Origin of the sequence: Flagellimonas sp. 389 (genome assembly GCF_018449435.1) — a bacterium.
GTDB lineage: Bacteria > Bacteroidota > Bacteroidia > Flavobacteriales > Flavobacteriaceae > Flagellimonas.
Genome location: NZ_JAHCMU010000023.1, coordinates 33,347 through 52,044 on the forward strand (window position 1 = coordinate 33,347; position 18,698 = coordinate 52,044).

The following is an 18,698-nucleotide window of genomic DNA, read 5'->3' on the forward strand; positions in this document are numbered from 1 at the left end:
GCAATCCATAGACTGATTTCAATTCAGGAACGGATTGCTTTATGCTTTATAATGGATTTTTTTAATCGATGCGCTTATAATTTTCTGAAGAGGTTCTGTTGCCCTCATCATCTACGGTAATCTGACTAAAAAAGTCTTTTTCCAGTTTAAGTTCAAATGTAAAATTACGCATCGTGTCCAGTGCTTTCATCATGGCGTCATCGCCATATTCAATGACTTCTATGAGCGAGTCTTTGGTTATTTTATAGGAACCGTAGCCAAATCTTCCATGTGGTTCATCGGGGACGTAGCGTGTCCACATTATTTTCCCCTTGGAGTACATTTTTACCTGTCTGTAACCATCAGATTTTTCGATGGTATCAGAGATATCCTGCCCGTCATAACTATAGAAACTTTGAAGCTCCCATGTTCCTTCGATAGATTTTGTAGGTTGAGGTTTAGGCGATGTAAATTCTGTGGCAGAAATTAAAATTAACATCAATAAAACCAATCCTAGTAGTTTTTTCATACCCGTTACTTTTAAGATTAGTAATAATCAACCCTTTAATTTACAAATAATTATGATCAAAACTGGGTTTAATTCAAAAAAGTGGCATGTAAAATATGAAATTCATAAAACCTAATTTTTTATGGCTATATACAATGCTTACCGATTACCTTGGCCGTCAAAAAACAGCATTATATGCAGTTAATTGCAAGAAAATGATTTGAAAAAGATTTTAAGCTACATTTTGCAAGATTAAATAGCTTTTTGTAGGAAAATAGATGATAAAAAAAGAAACAATAGGTATTTTTTCTATAAAACCGTAAATAATTGTACATATCTGCAACATTTTAAGATAAAATTGTTTGATTATTAACATTTTTTATACACTTTTAACCACCAATATTTAATTACCTAACTTATGATTAAAGCATTTCTAACTTTTTTTACATTATTGATAGCTACGTTCAGTTTTGGTCAGACCATTACTGGTAGTGTAGTTGACGAATTAGGAACTCCCCTGCCTGGAGTGTCCATTTTAGTGCTTGGAACTACTAATGGAACTACTACGGATTTTGATGGAAATTATTCGATAATGGCTAACTCTGGAGACATTCTTGAGTTTTCTTATTTGGGAATGAAAACCCAAACAGTAACGGTAGGCTCTGCTAGTACTTTAAACATAACCATGCAAGAGGATTCTCAGGCTTTGGATGAGGTCGTTGTGACTGCATTTGGGATTACTCAGGAGAAAAAAGCTTTAGGGTATGCGGTGCAAAGTGTCGATGCTAAATCCATAACGGAGACTAGGCAAGCTAATGCAGTAAGTGCCCTACAAGGACGGGTTGCAGGTGTTCAAATTACGAATTCGGGTGGGGCACCTGGACAAAGTGCTAGAATAATAATTAGGGGAATCAATTCTTTGGATCCCGAAGCGGATAATCAACCTTTATTCGTAGTAGATGGTGTACCAATAGATAATTCAACCGTTGAGTCAGGAGCTTTCAACGGTAGTAGCACGCCAAGAGGATTGACCAATAGAGCCGCGGACATTAACCCGGCTGATATTGAATCAATGTCTATTTTGAAAGGTGCGGCAGCAACGGCGCTATATGGTGTAAGGGCTGCCAATGGAGCAGTAATAATTACTACCAAAAAGGGGCAGGTCGGTCAAATCAGAGTAAACCTAAATACATCGGTAGGTTTTGAAGAACTGAACCGATTACCGGAATTGCAAGACCAATTTGGGCAAGGTTTTAGTGGAGAATATCAACCGGACAGTTTTTGGCCCGCATGGGGTGCACCAATTTCTGAAGTGGCGCAGACCGTACCAGGGCACAAATATCAAGATAACTGGAATCGCGCATTTAATACCGGGGTACAAACGGACCATAGTCTGAGTATCTCGGGAGGGAGTGAAAATGTGACTTTTTACGGCTCTCTTGGCCGTTTTAAGCAAGAGGGTATTATACCTTTCAGTGATTGGGATAGGACATCGGCTAAACTTTCGGGTACCGTAAAATTAAGTGAAAAGTTTGATTTTAGCGGTTCGGTAAACTATACAAACTCGGGGGGTAATCGTGTTCCACACGATAGGTTTATGGAGCGAATGATGTATTGGGCAGAAACTCAAGATGTACGTGATTATATCAATCCAGATGGTACGATGAGAACTTATGGCAACACCAATCCCATCTATGACGCACGTTTTAGTACATATAAGGATGACGTAAACAGGATTATTGGAAATCTGAATTTAAATTACAAACCTACAGATTGGCTTACACTATCTTACAGGCTTGGCGTAGATACTTATAACGATTCAAGAACCGAGATAACACCTGGGCCTAGGGGAATAGATGGTGAAAGACCGCTAAGTTCTACTGGTTTTATCGAAGAGACTCGAATAAATAGCAGGGATTTGACTTCCAACTTTTATATTACGCTTAAGAAGAAATTCAGCGAAGATTGGAACACTACATTGCGATTGGGTAATGATATTTTTGAAAGAAGGTTCGACAGGGTAACCTTAAGGGGTGAGGATTTTGTGATTCCAGAATTTTTTAACCTTAGCAATACAAGGCAGAATTTTAATAGCCAAGGTGAGAGCATTAGAAGGCTGGTTGGTTTTTATGGAGATTTACAAATCAATTACAAAGATTATCTCTTTCTAAATATTACTGGTAGAAATGATATTTCATCGACATTGCCTAAGGATAACAATTCGTTTTTCTATCCTTCTTTCAATTTAGGATATGTGTTTAGTGATCATTTGGAAATGCCCTCTTGGTTTACATTTGGTAAACTCAGGGGATCTTGGGCACAGGTAGGAAAGGATACCAACCCACATGTGCTAGGAGCCTTTTTTGTTTCACCAGATCAATTTCCTTTAAACGGACAGGTAGGGTTTAGTAGGGATAGCGAATTTGGTGATCCAGGTCTAAAACCAGAATTGAATACCTCCTTGGAATTCGGTGTACAACTCGCCTTTTTCGATAGCCGCCTTGATTTAGACGTGACATATTATAAAAACAATGCGGAAGATCAAATTATTCCAGTGCCTATTTCAGATGCTACAGGTTTTTCATCTTTCATAACCAACGCTGGGGAAATAGAAAATAGTGGTTTTGAAGTAGTAATTGGTGCCGACATTATACGGGGAAAAGACTTTCAATGGACAGCATCGGCAAATTTTTCTGTTAACAATAATGAAATCAAATCCATTCGAGAGGGAATTGATGAAATTTTGGTGGGAAGTCAATTTGGCTATGCAGGAAGTACGGTAAGCATGCGTTTGATAGAGGGTGAGGCTTATGGTAATCTTTATGGCACGAGTTATACGAGATTTGGCGCTGATGAAGATGCTATTTCCCTCAATCGTGGACTACCTATAATCATAGGTGAAGATGGATTTCCTGAGCGAAATGCCGAGCAATTGATTTTAGGTAACGCAGTTCCTAAATGGATAGGAGGTTTACGAAACGAGTTCAACTACAAAAATTTTGACTTAAGTTTTCTGATAGATTTTAGGGCTGATGTTGAGCAATACAATCAATTTGATAACTTCCTCGCCGCATTTGGTATAGCGGAATATACCACTGCTAGAAATGATTTTAGGGTTTTTGATGGTGTGTTGGAAGATGGAACAGCCAATACCCAGCAGGTATGGCTTGGACAGGGAACAGGACCTGACGGAGTGGACTATGGACAAGGTTTTTGGAGAAATCATTATAGGGGAGTCAGTGAGAATTTTGTACAGGATGCGAGTTTTATAAAATTGAGGAACATTACGCTAGGCTATACTTTCGATAATAAGTTATTGGATAAAACTCCGTTTTCCTCTTTCAGAATTTCTGCCTCGGCCAATAATATTATCTTATATACCCCTTGGGATGGTTTTGATCCAGAATCATTTTCCGCAGGAGCGGGCGGAAATGCAGTTGGTTTTACTGGTCTCGGTTTTCCAGGTACGCAAAGCTATTTCTTAACATTAAATCTTGGATTGTAAAATATGAAAGCTATGGATTACAATTCTAATAGATTTGTTCAAAAAAAATATGGAATTATGAAAGTAAAGAATATAATTACAAAAGTATTGAGCATAGCATTGATCTGGATTGCTTCCTCTTGCGACTCTTACTTAGATGTCAACGAAAACCCCAATAATCCTGTAGATGCGCCTATTTCGGGTTTAATGATCAACAGTACCTATGAATCTGCAGTAAATATTTTTAGAGTTGGTGATATAACTTCTAATTATGTGCAATATTTAGCCTCTCCAAATCCTGCTAGTTCTTCTGATACTATGGATCCGGTAAGTTATAATACCACGTGGTTCAGATTGTATAATGTAATGACCGACCTTATCGTGTTGATAGAAAAGGCAGAGGAAGAGGGGGCTGGACATTATCAAGGTGCAGCACAGGTATTAATGGCCTTGAACTTGGGAATGGGAGTAGATATTTTTGGAGATATGCCATTTTCGGAAAGTTTCAATTTCGAGACGGTTACCCCTGCATATGATGATGATGCCCAACTCTACGAACTGGTTATGCAGTACTTGGATGACGGTATAGCAAACCTTCAGGGAAGTACTACTTCGTCTCTTGGCGAAGATGATTTTATATATGGTGGAAACGTTGAAAATTGGATTTCTTTTGGTAATATGTTAAAAGCAAGATATATGCTGCATTTAAAAGAATTGCCAGGATACGATGCCAATACTGTTATAAGTGCTTTGGAGAATGGTTTTACATCCAACGACCAGAATGCTCAAGTTTCTTTCTTTGATGAAGCAGAAAATCCCTGGTTCGATGTAGCAAGGGATAATGCCAATTTGGTTTTGGGGGGTTGGATATCTGAACAGTTTATAGAGGCTACAGACGGTACAACATTTGGTGTGGAAGACCCTAGGTTGCCTTTAATGGTAGGTGCAACAGATGATGATGAATATATAGGCACAGTAAATGGTGCCGGTAGGGGTGATGCACCAGAACAAGGTGCCAGATCAACTCTGGTGGTGGATCAATTCTATACTTCTTTGACCTCACCAATTCTGATAGCTACTTATAGCGAACAAAAATTTATAGAAGCGGAAGCTTCATTTTCTATTGATAAAGCAAGATCTTACCAAGCCTATCTAGACGGTATCATAGCACATATGGAAATGCTTTCCGTTCCAAATGAGGAAATTGATGGGTATATTGATAATCCAAATATTAGCATGGGCGTTGATGCATTTACAATAGATGATATTTTTAAAGAGAAATGGGTGGCATTGTTTCTTCATCCAGAAACTTGGAACGACGCCAGAAGATATGACTACCAATATGAAAATATGGATTTACCCGCCAACCTTAATCCTGATTTAAATGGACAATTTATTAGAAGATTGGCATACCCAGATAATGAAGTTAATAGAAATGGAAACAATGTTCCAGATGTAACGCTATTGGACCGTATTTTTTGGGATGTCCAATAGGTTTAATAATATTCAATTTTAGAATAATTAGTTAATTAGTTCTCAGAGAGGGTATTCAAATGTCCAACCAGGCATTGGATATCCTCTTTTTTATGTGCTGCACTTATGATGATTCTGCTCAATAACTTTGAATCTTCATCTGGGTACCTGAAGTTGGTAATAAGGATATGGTTTTTCTCAAGATGACTCGATAATGCTTCATTTACAAAACCAAACGAAGGATGTTCTGGCATAGATTGAAACTTGTTCAGTTCCCTGAGTCCTTCAGTAAAAAGTTTGATATTACTGGATAAAGTAATTCTCTTTTGCGTATAAATTTCTTCACTGTCCAAAAAGGTAGCTAATCCTACAGGGGCAGCGGGACTGGCACCTCCAAAAAATGCTGTTTTTTGTAACGCCTTGATTCTTTTCTCGAAACCGAAAACTGCTCCACCCTGCACGCCATACCCTTTTCCCAAAGAACAACAAACAATCAGTTCTTTGGGTTTAAAACTTTTTAATTTCTGGTAAACGCCACCGCCATTTTCTCCAACAATTCCAATGCCGTGGGAATCGTCCGCTACCAATATGATATCATCAAGCGGTAACAACTGCAATCCATCAAAATTTGGATAGTTCATACCTGAAAAATCAATCGAATCCAAAAAAACAACGGGAACTGATTCTTTGTCCAAACTTAACTGTGCCCGAAGTGCTGTATTGAGCGCAGTAAAAGTATCATATGTTTTAATCTTGTGTTGATACAATGCGGAATGCGTATTGGGAGCGTAGAAGAAGGGATGTTTTGAATTGCTCAAAAATTGTGAGACCAGTTGCCCGGCCAAATAGCCAGAAGATAGCGTAATGCAAGCTTCACTCCCAACCAGTTCCGCTAAATAGTTCTCTGCTTTTTCAAATACGGAAATCTGAACATTGGATTTTCGGGAAGCCCCATAATTGGTGCCAAAAATTCTGGTGTTCTTGATAAAAATATCCTGAAAAGTTGCATCAGTTTGTAAACCTAGATACGAAGTGCCTCCAAAATACAGGTATTCTTTGTTTTCAATGGTAACGCTTCTGCCTGGAAAAGAATCTGTCCAATATTTCATTGCCATAAGGTTACGCCACTCCCGGCCATGTCAGGAAATTTTACGGTTCCATCCGCTAAAATTTCAACTCCTGCGGCAATATCTTCTTTTAGCAGCATGGCGCCATCCATGTCTACATAATCCAATTGTGGTAATAATTGGGCAATTGCAGAAATACCAACGGTTGATTCCGTCATACAACCCACCATGACTTTAAGCCCCATTTCCTTTCCTTTTTTTATCATGCGAAGGGCAGGGGTGAGGCCACCGCATTTAGTCAGTTTTATATTGATTCCGTTAAAATGTAACCCACATTTCTCAACATCGGTCTCCACAATACAACTTTCATCTGCAACAACAGGAAGCACACTATGGTGCATCACGCTTTCCATTCCGCTCCAATCATCTGCCTTAAGGGGTTGTTCCAAAAATTCTACGCCTAAATCTTTTAGCAAAGGGGCATTGTATATGGTTTCTTCTGCGGTCCAGGCACAGTTCGCGTCAATCCTAAAAATGGAATCGGTATGTTTTCGCAGTTCCCTAACAATGGCCACGTCATCATTTGTGCCGAGTTTAATTTTATAGATGGGCCACGGGGTTTCTTGCATTTTGGAAACCATTTTAGCTATAGAAGCTATACCTATGGTATAATTGGTTGTGGGATACGTATTGGTAGTTGTTCCCCAAAGCTGGTAAAGTGGCTGGTTCTGGATTTTTCCATATAAATCGTGTGCCGCTAAATCCAGCGCACAAATTGCAAAATTTGTCAATCCTCTTTCAACTAAAAATTGATGTAAAACCTCCGGAGTGGTAAAATCAAAAGATTCCAATGCATCTTTTATGACCGTAATTTCTGCCATCATACTTTCGACAGTAATTTTATAGTAGGGATTGGAAGTTGCCTCTCCATAGCCTGTTTTTCCACCAAGCTCAAGGGCCACTATCAAAGAGTCTTGAAAATCATGTGATTCCCGTGAAATACTAAAGGTATGCTTGAGTGGCAAAGTATATTTTTTTAAGCTGATTTTCATCGAAAAATTGGTTTATACTAATATAGATAAACCTGCAAGATTATTAAACGAAAACCCTGATTCTTATTGGTAGAATCAGGGTTTTTAATGTTAATGTTCTCTAGGTATATTTTAATTCCTACATATATTGGCGTTAGTACTTATGAACGCTTCCAGAAACAGATTTTTTCTTCTTGACACTTGCTTCTCCTGTATAAGATATGTCCGCTCCACTACTTGCATCGGCAACAAGGGATTCGGATACATTTACGGAAATATCGGAACCGCTACTGGCATCCGCGTTACATGTTTTGGCCATAAGTTCGCGTGCCCTAATATCCGCGCCACTACTAGCATCTGCATAAAATGAATCGGTTTTACCTGCTATTTTTATATCCGCTCCGCTACTGGCATCTGCCGATACTTCTACTGCAATAAGTTCTACATGTAAATCGGAACCGCTACTGGCATCCAATTCTATTTTTTCTGATTTGATTACATTTTGTACAATCAGATCAGAACCGCTTGAACTTTTCAAAGCAGTTATTTCTGGGAGCGATACATAGATCTTTTTGGTCGCTCTTCCAATATTCTCCAAAGCATGGATTCTTAGCTTTCCATCTTTAATATCCGTTGCGATCAAATCGATAATGTTTTCATCGGCCTCAACGGAAATCTTAAATTCTTGGTCTTGAGTTACAAAGACATCCAAACCTTCCGAAGCAGATATTATGGTGAAATCTTCAGATACATTTCTGGATTCTTCGACTACTTCGCCATTTCCTTTTTTTCCATCCCCAAAATTGATATCGAAGTTACAGGAAGTCGCAAAAATGGAAACTAATAGTGCAATTGCGATTTTTGCTAGTGTTGTCATGATTGTTGTTTTTTACCCTAAACTTGTTTCAGGGTATGTTAATAATTGATTGATATGGTTCTTTACTTATTGCGATACTGAAATAAATTCAGCATGAAATTCGTATTTATTGTTGTTTAATTCTTTTAAAGGTTTCCCAATTGTTGAAAAAGTGCCCCCAACTGTTAGTTTTTCTCTTTTGCCTTTATTTTTATGCCATCCTCATTGATTTTTACCTTTAGGGCATCATCACCATCCTCTAGGTCAATATCAATACCATCTTCGTTTATGATAATATGACCGTCTTCGTCTTCGCTTTCGTAAGAATTTGAACGTTCTGGGCAATCCTGGCATTTGAGCTCCCCATCTTCTCCCATGATCCAAGTATATTCTACTATACTGCTTCTATAATAATCTTGATCATTTTTTATGCCCCGTCCTACATATCCGTGTACGGATTCTGCAAACTGTACTACAGTACCTTCTGGAATATATATGGTCGAGGTCACCTCTTGGTTTCTAGCCTTGTTTGAAGTTGATGTAGTAAGAAATTCATCCAACAAAATCTCATTTGGCATCAATTCATAGTCATAATTAATTTGCTTTGCCCTTTCCCTTGCTGCAAGCGTCGTATTACCATGCGAATCTTTTCTAATGTTCAATCGCAAATAGGAATCGTCAGATTTTCTCAGTTTGATATCCACATCATCGGATATCAAAATTCTATTATCATCTTCGTCATACGTAAAGGTCATTCGCCCAAAATGAACATCATCCATACCATAGTCAAATCTGGAGTTCTTCATTTTTATGAGTAACGTATCTCCTGGATTTTCCATTAATACTTCATCTTTAATGTTGACGCTCCCCACGTTGGCAAATTCAGCAGCTTGTCGTAATCCAAGGACGAACAAGGTTCCGATAGAAATTAACCAAAGCCCCAAAAGTGAAAATTTTGCAATGTTCCCTATGGATTTTAAGTTGTTTACCAAAATCTTCAGTCCTAAATACAGCAAGAAAAAGAATGGAATTCCTATGGTAAAGAATATCAAAATAGATACGACCCAAACAGGAGCGCCTGTTGTGTTCACTATCTCATAAAAATCGATACCCGGAAAGTGCACTGCATTGAACATTCCTACGCTAAAGAGTGCTACAAACAATCCTATAAGCATTGAAGCACCTATGATAATCAATAGTATACCTATGAATTTCCCAAATACTTTGAACAGGAACATGATGATATCTCCTATAGTATCGAAAAAGGTCTTGGAGCCGCTTTTGACCTTGCCGCCTACTTTTTCGTAGTCGACGTTTTTAACCCTGTCTGCAACATCATCAAACCCCTCTTTGACTTTACGTTCTATATTGCTGATGTTGACAGGCTCTCCCCGCATGTCCAGTTTTTGCGAAGTTGAGGCGGCTTCCGGTACCAAAATCCACAATAGGATATAAGCCACTAGTCCAAATCCTGAAAATATGGTCAGTAGGATAAAAATGATTCGTATCCAAAGTGAATCAAAACCTAAGTAATGTTCTAGGCCGGAACAGACACCACCAATGTATTTTTGGTCCATGTCCCGATATAATTTTTTGGTTCTTCGCTTTGTCTCTGGACTTGCTTTTTTGGGTTCATCTTCAAAGATGTCCTCATCGACCATATAGTCTTCTGGTTGCCCCATGATGTTGATGACCTCGTCTACTTCTTTTTGGGTAATCACCTGACGCTCACTTTCCATCTTTTCCAGGAAAAGTTCGGCTACCCTTGCTTCAATATCAGCAATGATCTCGTCGCTACCAGCAGTGCCAGAAAATGACCGTTTTATGGACTCCAAATAGAGCCTAAGTTTGTTATACGCCTCATCATCTATATGAAAGAGTGTATTTGCTAGATTTATATTTATTGTCTTGTTCATTTTTTTGATTATTGTTTTGAGTTGGTAACCAGATTTACTGCATTTCTTAATTCATCCCAAGTGCCGTTGAGTTCGTTTAGGAACAACTTTCCGGTTTCGGTAAGTGCGTAGTATTTACGTGGCGGTCCTGAAGTGGACTCTTCCCACCGATAGTTGAGCAATCCGGCATTCTTTAACCTTGTCAATAAAGGATAAATAGTGCCTTCCACTACAAGCATCTTTGCGTCTTTTAAAGCTCCTAGAATTTCCGATGCATACTTGTCCTTATCATTTAAGATAGAAAGAATGCAGTATTCTAGAACCCCTTTTCGCATTTGTGCTTTTGTATTTTCTATGTTCATAACTTCATGGTTCTATTAATTAACTGTTCGTTTTTCTTGTGCCCAATTTGATCAGGCCTCTTGCTCCCGCCCATTCCCTCTTTGATGAGAAGAGGGAGCGAGAACTTTTTTTGATTGATTGATGACCCTTCGACTATGCTCAGGGCAAGTTTTTGATTGTTTTTTGATACTTCGACTGCGCTCAGCGCAGGTTGATGAATAAACTCCTTAATTTGTATTACGTTATTTATTGTTGTGATTGATGGTCATAGCTTAATTCTCTTTTTATTTTCCAATTCCCGTTTTCCAATATCCAAACATGGGTGAATTTGGCAATCTCTCCTTTTTGGTATTCTTTGTTTTCGTTCAAATATTCAAAACTGTGTATTCCTGTTTGAATCGCCCCATAGAGTTCCCCTTTTTTATGAAGCGGATAGACCTCTAAACTTTCTTGCACTAAGATTCTTTTTGCAGGTTGAGGTTCGTTTCTGTCCAATTTTGCACAATTCTCCCGCATTGGATTTAAAAAAGCTGCTCTACTTTCGGTAAGTCCTCCTTTATCGTGATAGAACTCAAAATCTTCGGTAAACAATGTTTTCATAATTTCAGGATTACACTGATTAAAGGCAGCGTCGAACAGCGTGCTGTCTTTTTTCTCAAGGGTCATGTACAACTCAGAACCTTGTGCTATTTGGGCATTGGTAAACGCTGTTATACTTAAAAAAAGTCCAGTTATTACTATGTTGGTTCGGTTCATTATTTTATGAATTTTATGGTGAAAGGGTAAGCAAATGTTTGCCCTTCATTGGTGCGTATCGTTGCCAAAATGGTATACACCACATTGATTACGACCAAAGCTACTTGGATAAGTCCAGTAATACCTGCAGGCCAAAAAAATCGGCTTAACCTAAAATCATCACTGCTAATATGAATATCCAAATTATTAAGGTCGCTTAAGCGGTGAAATCCAAATAAGTTCCAATCAAACAAATCAGGTAAAAAACCTATAAAAAATGGAATACTGATTAAACCTGTTACTATGGAATATAACAACATACTTATTTGAAAGTTCAACGCTTGCTTACCATTATAGTCTACAAACTTGTGTTCCGATTTGTTTGCTGTCCATAATATTAATGGAAGTATAAAATTACCAAAAGGAATAAAATACTTTGAGAACGTGGAAGCATGTATGATCGCTGACAGATTTCGTTCGTGTTTGGTTATTGTTGTTGCCATTTTTTAACTGATGATTTGATAAGAAATTTAGTTTACCTATTAGCTTACCATGCAAATATATATCCAAAAGATGGTACTATGCAAAACAAAGTACTATAAATTAACATATATTTAACATAATGAAATAGCAATTATTTTGGTTACTTTTATCAAAACTAAAATTGGGATATGGCTTCAAGTGCTAGTAAATTCAATACTTTCACCTTTTTTAAACTTCCTTCTGCATGGTGGTGCGGGGTACGGGTGAAATCTATCGACAGTAAAAAGACGGTAACTACAGTAACTCATCGTTGGGTGAATCAAAACCCTTTTAAAAGTATGTTTTGGGCCGTTCAAGGTATGGCTGCTGAGTTGAGCACGGGTGCTATGGTCATCAATCAAATACAGGATAGCGGCAGAAAAATATCCATGTTGGTGTTGAACAATAATGCAAATTTCTCTAAAAAAGCTACCGGTAAAATCACCTTTACCTGTGAAGATGGACATTTGGTTGCCGATGCTATTCAAAAAACCATTGAAACAGGGGAAGGGCAGACCATCTGGATGAAGTCCGTAGGAGTAAATACCGATGGGGTAGTGGTCTCTACGTTTAATTTTGAATGGACGGTTAAGTTGAAAAAGTGATTCTTTTTTTAAAGTATGATGGAAAATAGTAACAAAATATAGAAACAGGCAACTAATAATCATCAACAAAAAAACAATAACCTATGAACGCACACGAAATAGACTATGACATTTACGGGGAAGAAATGCAATATGTAGAAATTGAGCTTGATCCTCAAGAAGCGGTTGTTGCTGAAGCCGGCAGCTTTATGATGATGGACACCGATATTAAAATGGATACCATTTTTGGTGATGGTTCCGGTCAAGATTCGGGTGTATTGGGCAAACTGTTCTCCGCTGGTAAGCGCCTGTTGACAGGCGAAAGTTTATTTATGACCGCTTTTCTGAATATTGGGCAAGGAAAAAAGAAAGTAAGTTTTGCTTCGCCTTATCCGGGTAAAATACTTCCTATCGATTTATCTGAAAAAGGCGGTAAGTTTATTTGCCAGAAAGATGCATTTCTATGTGCTGCAAAAGGCGTATCCGTCGGAATTGAATTCTCAAAAAGATTGGGTCGCGGATTGTTTGGTGGTGAAGGCTTTATCATGCAAAAATTAGAAGGCGATGGAATGGCCTTTGTACATGCAGGTGGCACAATGGCTAAAAAGGAATTGGCAGCAGGGGAAGTATTAAAGGTGGACACAGGTTGCATTGTAGGTTTTTCACAGACCGTAGATTATGACATTGAGTTTGTCGGAGGAATAAAGAATACTGTTTTTGGTGGCGAAGGTCTATTTTTTGCAACCCTCAAAGGGCCGGGAACTGTTTATGTGCAGTCATTGCCCTTTAGTAGATTGGCAGGAAGAGTTTTGGCTTCCATTCCCAGAGGTGGAAAAGATAAGGGGGAAGGTAGCATTTTAGGTGGTTTGGGTGATATTGTCATGGGCGACAATCGGTTTTGATTTTTTGATTTATAGATGTCGGATGTCGGATGTCGGATGTCGGATGTCGGATGTCGGATTTGGGTTAGTGTATCAATATATTCTTGGTAATGAAGGTTGCATTTTAAGTGAATCAAATACTGTTTCGTTTGAATCCTATTGAATGTATTGTTTTCTATTTTTACCAAACACCAAACACCAAACACCAAACACCAAACACCAAACACCAAACACCAAACACCAAACACCAAACACCAAACACCAATTCATGGATTTCCACGACCTTTTTGACTTTCTGGAGCAGCTTGAGCAAAACAATCATAAAGAATGGATGGATACTCATCGTAAATGGTATAAATCCCTACGGGCTAATTATATCCTATGGCTGGATGACTTGGATACAGAACTAGCACAATTGCATGATGATTATTACCCCACTCCAGGGAAACAGGGCATCAATCGAATCAACAATAATTTAATGTTCCATCCCCAAAAACCTGTATATAAGGACCATTTTGGTGCAGGTTTGGACAAAGCACCCAATTCGGCGGATTTTTATATCGAAATTGGGTTAAAGCAATGCCTATTTGCCGGAGGGTTTTGGAGGCCCAAGGCCAAAACACTACAAAGTATCCGAGAGGGTATAGACTATGATGGTGAGGAACTACTTTCTATTTTAAATAAGCCCTCTTTCAAAAGTATGTTTGGTGGACTTTATGAAGATGAAAAATTGACAAATGCCCCTAAGGGTTTTTCTCAGGATCACCCACATATTGAACTTTTAAAAAATAAGACATTCGCTGTAGCGCATCAATTTGATAGAGCTGAAGTTTTTCAAAATGATTTTAAGGAAAAAATCATAATGGTGTACATGGAGATGCTACCATTTCGTCGTTACCTGAACCAAGCAACATCGATTTAATTAAAGCTATGAAATACGGAAATGTAAAGAATATCAAAAAGGAAGTATTGTCCGATAATTGGTATACGCTTCGGAAAATCACTTTTGAATATCAGCGGGAAGATGGTGAATGGGAAACTCAAGTTAGAGAAGCCTATGATCGCGGAAATGGTGCTGTTATTCTTCTTTATAATAAAAATAAGGGTACGGTAATTCTAACGCGCCAATTTAGAATGCCCACGTATTTGAATGGTAATGAAGACGGTATGATGATAGAAGCCTGTGCCGGAATCCTTGAAAAAGGAAATGCGGAGCAGACTATTATCATGGAGGTGGAAGAAGAAACGGGATACAAAATTTCGGAAGTGGAAAAGGTGTTCGAATCGTATATGTCCCCTGGTTCGGTTACGGAAGTCCTTTATTTTTTCATAGGAAAGTATGAAGAGAGTATGAAAATCAGCGAAGGCGGGGGTGCCGAGGATGAAACTGAAAATATTGAAGTATTGGAACTATCTTTTGAAGAAGCTTTGAAACTTGTCAAGAATGGTGAAATAAAAGATGCCAAGACCATTATGTTGCTGCAACACGCTCAAATTAACGGATTGTTCTCCAAATAAATTCGGCGCAAATTATCAATAGGTATCTCTCAGATACTCAAAGATAGATTGCATGCGTTGTTTTAGTTCAGAAGTGGATTGTCTGTAATGGTTGTTCATAAAACTGAAAATAAGTGTTTTGCCCGAATTAGTGAGTAGATAGCCACTAACACAGTGATTATTACTCAAGGTTCCGGTCTTTGCATAAATGTAAGGGTCAGGGGCACCTGCGTACCAGTTTTCCAAAGTGCCTGAAACACCACCAACAGCAAGAGTACTGAATAACGTCTCCCTTGGAAACTCACTGTACATTCTATCCAAAACTTGCACTATGGATTCTGGTGTAAATAGATTGTACCTCGAAAGCCCGGACCCATCCACCCAACGTGGAACTTGTTTGAGATATGACAAATGGTTTTCCAGCATATAATCTTGTACTTTGGATATATTTAAGGTATCTGATAGCGTGGAAGAAGCAAGCACAAGCAATTGTTCTGCTAAAAAGTTATCGCTGTCCAGCATCATTTTTCGCAACACTGTATCTTTGGGCACACTGTATAGGGTCGATTTTACCCCTTCTGGTATACTATTTACAATGTTTATTTTCTTATCTAGTACGTTTATGAGTAATTCCTTGGTCAATGTGCTATCGGTGATAAATGGGATTGACAGTGTATCCTTTCTGGTAGGATTAAAGAAAAAAAGATTCCGCTCCTTTTTCCTATTCCTTGAAAAATCCATGTCGACCACTTTATCCTTAAAATAGGCAGGGATAACAATAAGGGAATCGGTTTTATGTAAAGTCGTGACATTTCCATATATAGGAAGAGCCGTTCTTTCAGGTTGGTAATAATAAGAATAGTCTCCCCAGGACCAACCGGGACCATACTTTTCGTCTTTAAAATTATTCGGATGCAAGGCTATATTTTCATGGGACTTTAAAAAATCCAATGTTGTTGTGTTATCAAAATCAGGATGTAAAAATGTTGGGTCGCCTGTCCCCTCAATAAATAGGGAATCTCCCAACTTAATATATTTTAAGGCAGGAATACTGTCCGGCAGCATCTTAAGCGCAGTGTATAAAGTGAAAATTTTGGTATTACTGGCAGGAGTAAAATATTTTGTATGGTTTTGCTGATAGAGCGTATCCTTGCTCTGGGCATCCAGTATAAGTAACCCTGTAAATTGATTATCGAAAAAAGATTCCAATAATGCAGATTCGGTTTTTTTCTGAATAATTTTCTTTGAGCTGGTACATCCAACCAAAAAAATGACAACTAAAAGTAGATACAATAAATGCTTCATATCACTACCACACTTTGTTTAACATGAAATTACCTAATTTTTAACAAGGATAAAACAATAATGTTTATGAATTTTTGTTTAATTTTATGTTCGTTAAAACAATGATTATCAACTAATTTGTTAAACATAACCCTAAGAATTATGCCTAGAGCTATGTTGGATTACACAAAAACTGTTTTACAAAAAGTCAGTTTTGATACTAAATTATTTACTAAAGAATTGAAAAAAGCTATTTCACGATTATTACCAAATGAAATAGAAGAACTTAAAATCTGGTTGAAACAATTTATTATAGATAAACCAGAATTACAAGCTACACTAGTATTAGTGAGAGTTTAAAAAGAGCCGCTTAAAGCGGCTCTTTTTTTTTGGAGAATCTACCAAGATTCTATCTAAACACCATTTTTTCCTAATGGACTAATGATTTTTACATCTTGAAAAGCAATGGCCCCCCTAACAATTCCAGAAATCACTTCTTTTAAAGCCTCTGTAATTTGTATTTTCAATTCACTTTTATGATAGATGAGACTTATTTCCCGGGCTGGGGATGGGTTTTTAAACTTTTTTAAATACTGTTTTTTCTTTTGATCTAAGTCCAAGGTGTTTAAGTAAGGTAACAATGTCATCCCCATACCTTCATCGGCTAGACTTACCAAGGTTTCAAAGCTTCCACTTTCAATTTTAAACTGTTCCTTTTGTAGGTTCTTTGGCGATTTACAGAGATTGATGACGCCATCCCTAAAGCAGTGCCCGTCTTGTAACAACAAAATATCGTTTACATCCAGATTTTCGGTAGTCAACGACTCTTGCTCAGAAAGACGATGATTCTTTGGAACATACCCAACAAAAGGTTCGTAGTACAAGGGACGTTCTTTAATAAATTCAATTTCCAATGGAGTTGCTGCTATTCCTGCATCTAAATGTCCATCAAGGATATTTCGTATTAAGGTATCTGTGGACTGCTCTTTAATTATAAGGTTTACCTTGGGATATTTTTTTATAAATGTATTCAAAAACATGGGAAGAAGTGTTGGCATTACGGTTGGGATTATTCCAATAGTATAATCACCACCAATAAATCCTTTGTCTTGATCTACGATGTCTTTGATACGTTCTGCTTCTGCAACAATATTCTTTGCCTGTGCAACTATTTTTTCACCTACTTCCGTAATGGAAATGGGCTTTTTTCCACGATCAAAAATGAGTATGTCCAATTCGTCTTCAAGTTTTTGTATTTGCATACTCAGGGTAGGTTGCGTAACAAAACTTTTTTCTGCGGCAAGTGTGAAATTTTTATATTCCGCAACCGCTAAAACATACTGTAATTGGGTAATGGTCATCAACAATAATATTAGGCTATAAAGCTATAAAAACTATTAGTAAAACTTATGGAGCTTGTAGATTTTAATTTAATAATTTTATCATGAATTTGAACAAAAAAACATACAAATGAAACTAAACGCTATAGGATTAAATCAGGAAACGTCAAAGTCCTTAAGTAAGGATTTAAACGAATTATTGGCAAATTTCCAACAATATTATCTTAACCTAAGAGGTATTCATTGGAATATACGCGGAAAACGGTTTTTTGACCTCCATGAAAAATTCGAAGAACTTTACGTTGATGCGAATTTAAAAGTTGATGAAGTAGCAGAACGTGTTTTGACACTGGGAGGAGTACCTTATCACACATTTCAGGATTATTCTTCCAATGCCAAGGTGCCGGTAGGAAAGAATGTAACCAAGGATGAAGATGCAATCAGGTTGATTGTTGACTCTTTAAAAGAACTATTGATTATCGAAAGAAAAATTTTAGATGCTTCCGACGACGCAAAAGATGAAGGAACCAACTCGATGATGAGCGATTTTATTACGGAGCAGGAAAAAACAGTATGGATGATGAAAGCTTGGTTGGCCGAAGAAATCTGATTACAAGTTTTAACAAAATAAATGCCCTGATTGTTTTTACAATCAGGGCATTTATTTTGTACTGTTTTTTAGAATCGTATTTCCATTTCAAGATTTTCATCTTTGACTTCAAATTTGGCATCTTCAAAGTCTGGCCAGCCAAAGAACATTTCATTTCCGGGCATACCATAACTTTCTGTTGGTGCACCGTTACTATCAAAATCCATTTGATTGTTTTCGTTGGCATCGTGCAATGCTAAGATGGCATACGTGCCTTCTGGGACATTTTCAAATACGAATGAAACTTTTCCATCCCTAATGGAATCTTTTTGATTTTGAATCCCTTTTCCTTTCAAAAAAGTTTCTTTGGTATGCAGCGCAATCATAACCTTACCTTGGTCATTCGCTACATTATTAATGGTTACCGTAATATCGACACCTGTAGTTTCTTGTGCAAAGCTGATAAAACTGATTAAAAATAATCCTACTGATAATGTTAGAGTCTTCATGATGATTTTTTTATTGTTATTGATGCAACAAATATCTTCTTGGAACACTGGTCTTAAAATTTCAATCGACTGAAATGTTGTTTTTTAAGACTGAATTGTATTTGAAAAATCGAGGTGCAATT

The 18,698-nt window shown here is 37.6% G+C and carries 19 protein-coding genes; 8 read left to right on the top strand and 11 right to left on the bottom strand.

The features are described 5' to 3' along the window. Window positions 1–61 precede the first annotated feature (61 nt). Window positions 62–508 (bottom strand): hypothetical protein, encoded by a 447-nt coding sequence (locus KIM67_RS17315; RefSeq protein WP_163418454.1) that lies wholly within the window; start codon window positions 506–508, stop codon window positions 62–64. A gap of 397 nt (window positions 509–905) precedes the next feature. On the opposite strand from KIM67_RS17315, the gene KIM67_RS17320 reads away from it, so the two are divergent. Together KIM67_RS17320 and KIM67_RS17325 are read left to right on the top strand one after the other, a co-directional pair. After that, window positions 906–3,992 (top strand): SusC/RagA family TonB-linked outer membrane protein, encoded by a 3,087-nt coding sequence (locus KIM67_RS17320; RefSeq protein WP_213832818.1) that lies wholly within the window; start codon window positions 906–908, stop codon window positions 3,990–3,992. 57 nt (window positions 3,993–4,049) lie between these two features. After that, on the top strand, window positions 4,050–5,465 hold the full coding sequence (locus KIM67_RS17325; RefSeq protein ID WP_213832819.1) for a SusD/RagB family nutrient-binding outer membrane lipoprotein: 1,416 nt from the start codon (window positions 4,050–4,052) through the stop codon (window positions 5,463–5,465). 35 nt (window positions 5,466–5,500) lie between these two features. Here the strand turns inward: KIM67_RS17325 and KIM67_RS17330 are convergent, their stop codons facing one another. The 7 genes from KIM67_RS17330 to KIM67_RS17360 all read right to left on the bottom strand — a co-directional run bounded on the left by KIM67_RS17330 (window position 5,501) and on the right by KIM67_RS17360 (window position 11,873). Further along, window positions 5,501–6,553, bottom strand: a complete 1,053-nt coding sequence (locus KIM67_RS17330; protein ID WP_213832820.1) for an aminotransferase class I/II-fold pyridoxal phosphate-dependent enzyme — start codon at window positions 6,551–6,553, stop codon at window positions 5,501–5,503. Next, window positions 6,550–7,563 carry a dipeptide epimerase gene (locus KIM67_RS17335; RefSeq protein WP_213832821.1) on the bottom strand — a complete coding sequence of 338 codons (1,014 nt, stop codon included), beginning with the start codon at window positions 7,561–7,563 and terminating at the stop codon, window positions 6,550–6,552. The genes KIM67_RS17330 and KIM67_RS17335 overlap by 4 nt, the downstream gene beginning before the upstream one ends. Before the next feature lie 133 nt (window positions 7,564–7,696). Then, window positions 7,697–8,419, bottom strand: a complete 723-nt coding sequence (locus KIM67_RS17340) for a head GIN domain-containing protein (RefSeq protein ID WP_213832822.1) — start codon at window positions 8,417–8,419, stop codon at window positions 7,697–7,699. Between the two features lie 164 nt (window positions 8,420–8,583). Next, on the bottom strand, window positions 8,584–10,314 hold the full coding sequence (locus KIM67_RS17345) for a PspC domain-containing protein (protein WP_213832823.1): 1,731 nt from the start codon (window positions 10,312–10,314) through the stop codon (window positions 8,584–8,586). A gap of 8 nt (window positions 10,315–10,322) precedes the next feature. After that, entirely contained in the window at window positions 10,323–10,655 is a 333-nt protein-coding gene (locus KIM67_RS17350) for a PadR family transcriptional regulator (RefSeq protein WP_163418461.1), read from the bottom strand. Between the two features lie 226 nt (window positions 10,656–10,881). Continuing rightward, complete coding sequence (locus KIM67_RS17355; protein ID WP_213832824.1) at window positions 10,882–11,391, bottom strand: nuclear transport factor 2 family protein; 510 nt, start codon at window positions 11,389–11,391, stop codon at window positions 10,882–10,884. Continuing rightward, window positions 11,391–11,873, bottom strand: coding sequence for a DUF4870 domain-containing protein (locus KIM67_RS17360; RefSeq protein ID WP_213832825.1), 483 nt, complete (start codon window positions 11,871–11,873; stop codon window positions 11,391–11,393). The genes KIM67_RS17355 and KIM67_RS17360 overlap by 1 nt, the downstream gene beginning before the upstream one ends. Before the next feature lie 168 nt (window positions 11,874–12,041). On the opposite strand from KIM67_RS17360, the gene KIM67_RS17365 reads away from it, so the two are divergent. From KIM67_RS17365 to nudK, 4 genes are all read left to right on the top strand, one after another. Then, the gene (locus KIM67_RS17365) at window positions 12,042–12,497 is read left to right on the top strand and encodes a DUF4442 domain-containing protein (RefSeq protein ID WP_213832826.1); all 456 of its coding nucleotides are present in this window, start codon (window positions 12,042–12,044) and stop codon (window positions 12,495–12,497) included. An 83-nt stretch (window positions 12,498–12,580) separates the two neighbouring features. Continuing rightward, a complete protein-coding gene (locus KIM67_RS17370) occupies window positions 12,581–13,378 on the top strand; it encodes a TIGR00266 family protein (protein ID WP_213832827.1) in 798 nt (265 codons plus the stop codon). A gap of 247 nt (window positions 13,379–13,625) precedes the next feature. Continuing rightward, window positions 13,626–14,279, top strand: coding sequence for a DUF2461 domain-containing protein (locus KIM67_RS17375; protein WP_213832828.1), 654 nt, complete (start codon window positions 13,626–13,628; stop codon window positions 14,277–14,279). A gap of 8 nt (window positions 14,280–14,287) precedes the next feature. Continuing rightward, window positions 14,288–14,875, top strand: coding sequence for a GDP-mannose pyrophosphatase NudK (gene nudK / locus KIM67_RS17380; RefSeq protein WP_213832829.1), 588 nt, complete (start codon window positions 14,288–14,290; stop codon window positions 14,873–14,875). A 15-nt stretch (window positions 14,876–14,890) separates the two neighbouring features. Here the strand turns inward: nudK and KIM67_RS17385 are convergent, their stop codons facing one another. Beyond that, window positions 14,891–16,159, bottom strand: coding sequence for a D-alanyl-D-alanine carboxypeptidase/D-alanyl-D-alanine-endopeptidase (locus KIM67_RS17385; RefSeq protein WP_213832830.1), 1,269 nt, complete (start codon window positions 16,157–16,159; stop codon window positions 14,891–14,893). Between the two features lie 141 nt (window positions 16,160–16,300). Here KIM67_RS17385 and KIM67_RS17390 point away from each other — a divergent pair, with 141 nt between their 5' ends. Beyond that, window positions 16,301–16,498 carry a hypothetical protein gene (locus KIM67_RS17390; RefSeq protein WP_163418469.1) on the top strand — a complete coding sequence of 66 codons (198 nt, stop codon included), beginning with the start codon at window positions 16,301–16,303 and terminating at the stop codon, window positions 16,496–16,498. A 53-nt stretch (window positions 16,499–16,551) separates the two neighbouring features. On the opposite strand, the gene KIM67_RS17395 is transcribed toward KIM67_RS17390, so the two are convergent. Next, window positions 16,552–17,499, bottom strand: coding sequence for a LysR substrate-binding domain-containing protein (locus KIM67_RS17395; protein ID WP_213832831.1), 948 nt, complete (start codon window positions 17,497–17,499; stop codon window positions 16,552–16,554). Window positions 17,500–17,608: 109 nt separating this feature from the next. Here KIM67_RS17395 and KIM67_RS17400 point away from each other — a divergent pair, with 109 nt between their 5' ends. Beyond that, complete coding sequence (locus tag KIM67_RS17400) at window positions 17,609–18,088, top strand: Dps family protein (protein ID WP_213832832.1); 480 nt, start codon at window positions 17,609–17,611, stop codon at window positions 18,086–18,088. Window positions 18,089–18,156: 68 nt separating this feature from the next. Here KIM67_RS17400 and KIM67_RS17405 read toward each other — a convergent pair whose 3' ends face one another. Beyond that, complete coding sequence (locus KIM67_RS17405; RefSeq protein ID WP_213832833.1) at window positions 18,157–18,576, bottom strand: DUF2141 domain-containing protein; 420 nt, start codon at window positions 18,574–18,576, stop codon at window positions 18,157–18,159. Window positions 18,577–18,698 lie beyond the last annotated feature (122 nt).

What these genes read in the sequence shown, in the direction of transcription:
- KIM67_RS17315 (WP_163418454.1), bottom strand. Translation starts at nt 508, where the DNA reads ATGAAAAAACTACTAGGATTGGTTTTATTGATGTTAATTTTAATTTCT.
- KIM67_RS17320 (WP_213832818.1), top strand. Translation starts at nt 906, where the DNA reads ATGATTAAAGCATTTCTAACTTTTTTTACATTATTGATAGCTACGTTC.
- KIM67_RS17325 (WP_213832819.1), top strand. Translation starts at nt 4,050, where the DNA reads ATGAAAGTAAAGAATATAATTACAAAAGTATTGAGCATAGCATTGATC.
- KIM67_RS17330 (WP_213832820.1), bottom strand. Translation starts at nt 6,553, where the DNA reads ATGAAATATTGGACAGATTCTTTTCCAGGCAGAAGCGTTACCATTGAA.
- KIM67_RS17335 (WP_213832821.1), bottom strand. Translation starts at nt 7,563, where the DNA reads ATGAAAATCAGCTTAAAAAAATATACTTTGCCACTCAAGCATACCTTT.
- KIM67_RS17340 (WP_213832822.1), bottom strand. Translation starts at nt 8,419, where the DNA reads ATGACAACACTAGCAAAAATCGCAATTGCACTATTAGTTTCCATTTTT.
- KIM67_RS17345 (WP_213832823.1), bottom strand. Translation starts at nt 10,314, where the DNA reads ATGAACAAGACAATAAATATAAATCTAGCAAATACACTCTTTCATATA.
- KIM67_RS17350 (WP_163418461.1), bottom strand. Translation starts at nt 10,655, where the DNA reads ATGAACATAGAAAATACAAAAGCACAAATGCGAAAAGGGGTTCTAGAA.
- KIM67_RS17355 (WP_213832824.1), bottom strand. Translation starts at nt 11,391, where the DNA reads ATGAACCGAACCAACATAGTAATAACTGGACTTTTTTTAAGTATAACA.
- KIM67_RS17360 (WP_213832825.1), bottom strand. Translation starts at nt 11,873, where the DNA reads ATGGCAACAACAATAACCAAACACGAACGAAATCTGTCAGCGATCATA.
- KIM67_RS17365 (WP_213832826.1), top strand. Translation starts at nt 12,042, where the DNA reads ATGGCTTCAAGTGCTAGTAAATTCAATACTTTCACCTTTTTTAAACTT.
- KIM67_RS17370 (WP_213832827.1), top strand. Translation starts at nt 12,581, where the DNA reads ATGAACGCACACGAAATAGACTATGACATTTACGGGGAAGAAATGCAA.
- KIM67_RS17375 (WP_213832828.1), top strand. Translation starts at nt 13,626, where the DNA reads ATGGATTTCCACGACCTTTTTGACTTTCTGGAGCAGCTTGAGCAAAAC.
- nudK (WP_213832829.1), top strand. Translation starts at nt 14,288, where the DNA reads ATGAAATACGGAAATGTAAAGAATATCAAAAAGGAAGTATTGTCCGAT.
- KIM67_RS17385 (WP_213832830.1), bottom strand. Translation starts at nt 16,159, where the DNA reads ATGAAGCATTTATTGTATCTACTTTTAGTTGTCATTTTTTTGGTTGGA.
- KIM67_RS17390 (WP_163418469.1), top strand. Translation starts at nt 16,301, where the DNA reads ATGCCTAGAGCTATGTTGGATTACACAAAAACTGTTTTACAAAAAGTC.
- KIM67_RS17395 (WP_213832831.1), bottom strand. Translation starts at nt 17,499, where the DNA reads ATGACCATTACCCAATTACAGTATGTTTTAGCGGTTGCGGAATATAAA.
- KIM67_RS17400 (WP_213832832.1), top strand. Translation starts at nt 17,609, where the DNA reads ATGAAACTAAACGCTATAGGATTAAATCAGGAAACGTCAAAGTCCTTA.
- KIM67_RS17405 (WP_213832833.1), bottom strand. Translation starts at nt 18,576, where the DNA reads ATGAAGACTCTAACATTATCAGTAGGATTATTTTTAATCAGTTTTATC.